Raw genomic sequence first — 2,931 nt, forward strand, 5'->3', positions numbered from 1 at the left:
GGCCGGTCACGACGTGCTGGTGATCGACGCGGCGAACTTTCCCCGCGACAAGGCCTGCGGCGACGGGTTGACGCCGCGCGCGGTAGCCGAGCTGGAAAGGTTGGGGCTGGGCGACTGGCTGGATGCCCGAATCCGGCATCGCGGGCTGCGGATGAGCGGGTTCGGCGGCGAGGTGGAAGTCGACTGGCCCGGCCCGTCGTTCCCGTCGACCGGTAGCGCGGTGGCCCGCGTCGAGTTGGACGACCGGATCCGCAAAGTCGCCGAGAACGCCGGTGCGCGGATGCGGCTCGGCGTCAAAGCAGTTGGTGTGCATCATGATTCGTCGGCACGGGCGGTGTCGGTGACGCTGGCCGACGGGACCGAGGTCGGTTGCCGCGAGCTGATCGTCGCCGACGGCGCACGCTCGACGCTGGGGCGCGTTTTGGGCCGGCGCTGGCATCAGGAGACGGTGTACGGCATCGCCGCCCGCGGATACCTGGCCACACCGCGCAGCGACGAGCCGTGGCTGACCTCACACCTGGAACTGCGCTCGCCCGACGGAGCCGTGCTGCCCGGCTACGGCTGGATCTTCCCGCTGGGCAACGGCGAGGTGAACATCGGCGTGGGCGCGCTGTCGACCTCCAAGCGGCCGGCCGAGCTGGCGCTGCGGCCGCTGATGTCGTATTACACCGACCTGCGCCGCGACGAGTGGGGGTTCAGCGGCCAGCCGCGCGCGGTGTCCTCGGCGCTGCTGCCTATGGGCGGCGCGGTGTCGGGGGTGGCCGGCCGGAACTGGATGCTGATCGGCGACGCCGCCGCCTGTGTCAACCCGCTGAACGGCGAGGGCATCGACTACGGGCTGGAGACCGGGCGGCTGGCCGCGGAAATGCTCGACAGGCTCGGCTCAGGTGATCGGTCGAAGGCATGGCCGCAACTGCTGCAATCCCATTACGGGCGCGGGTTTTCGGTGGCACGCCGGCTGGCGTTGCTGCTGACGTTCCCGCGGTTCTTGCCGGCGACCGGCCCGATCGCGATGCGCTCGACGGCGCTGATGGGCATCGCGGTGCGGGTGATGGGCAACCTGGTCACCGACGACGACGCCGACTGGGTCGCTCGAGTGTGGCGCGGCGGCGGGCTGGCCTCGCGGCTGATCGACCGTCGAAAGCCGTTCAGCTAGGCGGCTTGTAGGCGGCATGCAGCGCGACGATGCCGCCGGTCAGGTTGCGCCACCGCACTGCCGACCATCCGGCGCGGGCAATTTGATGCGCCAGCGCGGGCTGGTCGGGCCAGGCCCGAATCGACTCGGCAAGGTAGACGTACGCGTCCGGATTGCTTGACACGGCCCGCGCTACCCGCGGCAATGCCTGCATCAAGTACTCCTTGTAGGCCGTGGCGAACAGCCGATTGGTGGGCGTGGAAAATTCGCACACCACCAATCGCCCGCCCGGCCGAGTGACCCGGGCCATCTCGCGCAGCGCCGCGTCGCGGTCGGCGATGTTACGTAGCCCGAAGCTGATCGTGACGGCGTCAAACACGTTGTCGCCGAATGGCAATCGGGTCGCATCACCGGCGACCTTCGGCACGATGCGCGCCCGTCCGGCTGCCAGCATTCCGACCGAAAAGTCCGTCGCCACGCACCACGCCCCGGAGCCGGCCAGCTCGACCGTCGACACCGCGGTGCCCGCGGCCAGGTCCAGCACCTTCTGACCCGACCCGATGTCCAGCGCCAGCCGGGTGGCGCGACGCCAGTACCGGTCCTGGCCCAGCGACAGCACGGTGTTGGTCAGGTCGTAGCGCCGGGCGACGCTGTCGAACATCGACGCCACCTCGCGAGGATCCTTGTCCAGGGTCGCGCGGCTCATGACGCTGAACCTACCTGTGCCGGGGAATGCGCGGCCGACGGATGCGTTGCATAACGGCGTGAGTGAAAAAGTCTGGTTCATTACGGGTACATCGCGCGGCTTCGGACGTGAATGGGCGATCGCCGCGCTGGAGCGGGGCGACAAGGTCGCGGCCGCTGCGCGGAATACCGCGACGCTGGCCGACCTGGTGGACAAGTACGGCGACGCGATCCTGCCGATCCAATTGGACGTCACCGATCGCGACGCGGACTTCGCCGCGGTCAAGCAGGCGCACGATCACTTCGGCCGGCTGGACATCGTCGTCAACAACGCCGGCTACGGCCAGTTCGGCTTCATCGAGGAACTGTCCGAACAAGACGCACGCGACCAGATCGAAACCAACGTGTTCGGCGCGCTGTGGATCACCCAGGCCGCGTTGCCGTATCTGCGCGAGCAGCGCAGCGGGCACATCATCCAGGTCTCGTCGATCGGCGGCATCACGGCGTTTCCGTTGGTCGGTATCTACCACGCCTCGAAGTGGGCGCTGGAGGGTTTCTCGCAGGCACTGTCCCAAGAGGTCGCGTCATTCGGGGTGCACGTCACACTCATCGAGCCGGGGGGGTTCGACACCGACTGGTCCGGCTCGTCGTCCAGGCGCGCCGATCCACTACCCGCGTACTCCGAAGTGCATGCGGCGACCGAGGCCGTACGCCAGCAGCGGTGGGTCGCGCCGGGCAATCCGAAAGCCTCCGCGGCGGCGCTACTGAAAGTTGTTGACGCCGAAGAGCCGCCGCTACGGGTGTTCTTCGGTGCGGCGCCGCTTGGGCTGGCGCGCGAAGACTACGAAAACCGGTTGCGCACTTGGGAAGAGTGGCAGCCCGTTGCGGAGTTGGCGCAGGGGTAACTGCGTTCAGGCCGCGACTGCACGGCGGTTGCCCAGTACCGCCTCGTAGTGACCCAGCAACTCGTCGCAGATGACCGGCCAGGTGCGAGCGAGTACGCTGCGCCGGGCCGCCAACGCGTAGCGCTCGCGTTCCGAGACCAGGTGCGCGACAGCCTCGGGTAGCCGCGCCTCAAACTCGTTGACTCCCAACAGCAGTCCGGTGCGCCA

At 68.6% G+C, this 2,931-nt stretch carries 3 protein-coding genes and 1 pseudogene; 2 read left to right on the forward strand and 2 right to left on the reverse strand.

Features of this window, described 5'->3' with window-relative positions; all coding sequences use genetic code 11:
• Window positions 1-1,156: menaquinone reductase (gene menJ / locus WAN71_RS28470; RefSeq protein WP_422228531.1), on the forward strand; the 1,156-nt coding region annotated here is incomplete at its 5' end.
• On the opposite strand, the gene WAN71_RS28475 is transcribed toward menJ, so the two are convergent.
• A complete protein-coding gene (locus WAN71_RS28475) occupies window positions 1,149-1,841 on the reverse strand; it encodes a demethylmenaquinone methyltransferase (RefSeq protein WP_422228532.1) in 693 nt (230 codons plus the stop codon). The genes menJ and WAN71_RS28475 overlap by 8 nt on opposite strands.
• A gap of 58 nt (window positions 1,842-1,899) precedes the next feature.
• Between WAN71_RS28475 and WAN71_RS28480 the strand changes: the two genes are divergently transcribed.
• Window positions 1,900-2,724: an SDR family oxidoreductase gene (locus tag WAN71_RS28480; RefSeq protein WP_422228533.1), complete on the forward strand. Its 825-nt coding sequence runs from the start codon at window positions 1,900-1,902 to the stop codon at window positions 2,722-2,724.
• A 6-nt stretch (window positions 2,725-2,730) separates the two neighbouring features.
• Here the strand turns inward: WAN71_RS28480 and WAN71_RS28485 are convergent.
• Window positions 2,731-2,931, reverse strand: a pseudogene (locus WAN71_RS28485) (alpha-mannosyltransferase); the annotation flags it as partial.

It is taken from the genome of Mycobacterium sp., from assembly GCF_049280035.1.
GTDB lineage: Bacteria > Actinomycetota > Actinomycetes > Mycobacteriales > Mycobacteriaceae > Mycobacterium.

Excerpts from the sequence above, each read along its gene's own strand:
- WAN71_RS28475 (WP_422228532.1), bottom strand. The coding sequence starts at position 1,841 with ATGAGCCGCGCGACCCTGGACAAGGATCCTCGCGAGGTGGCGTCGATG.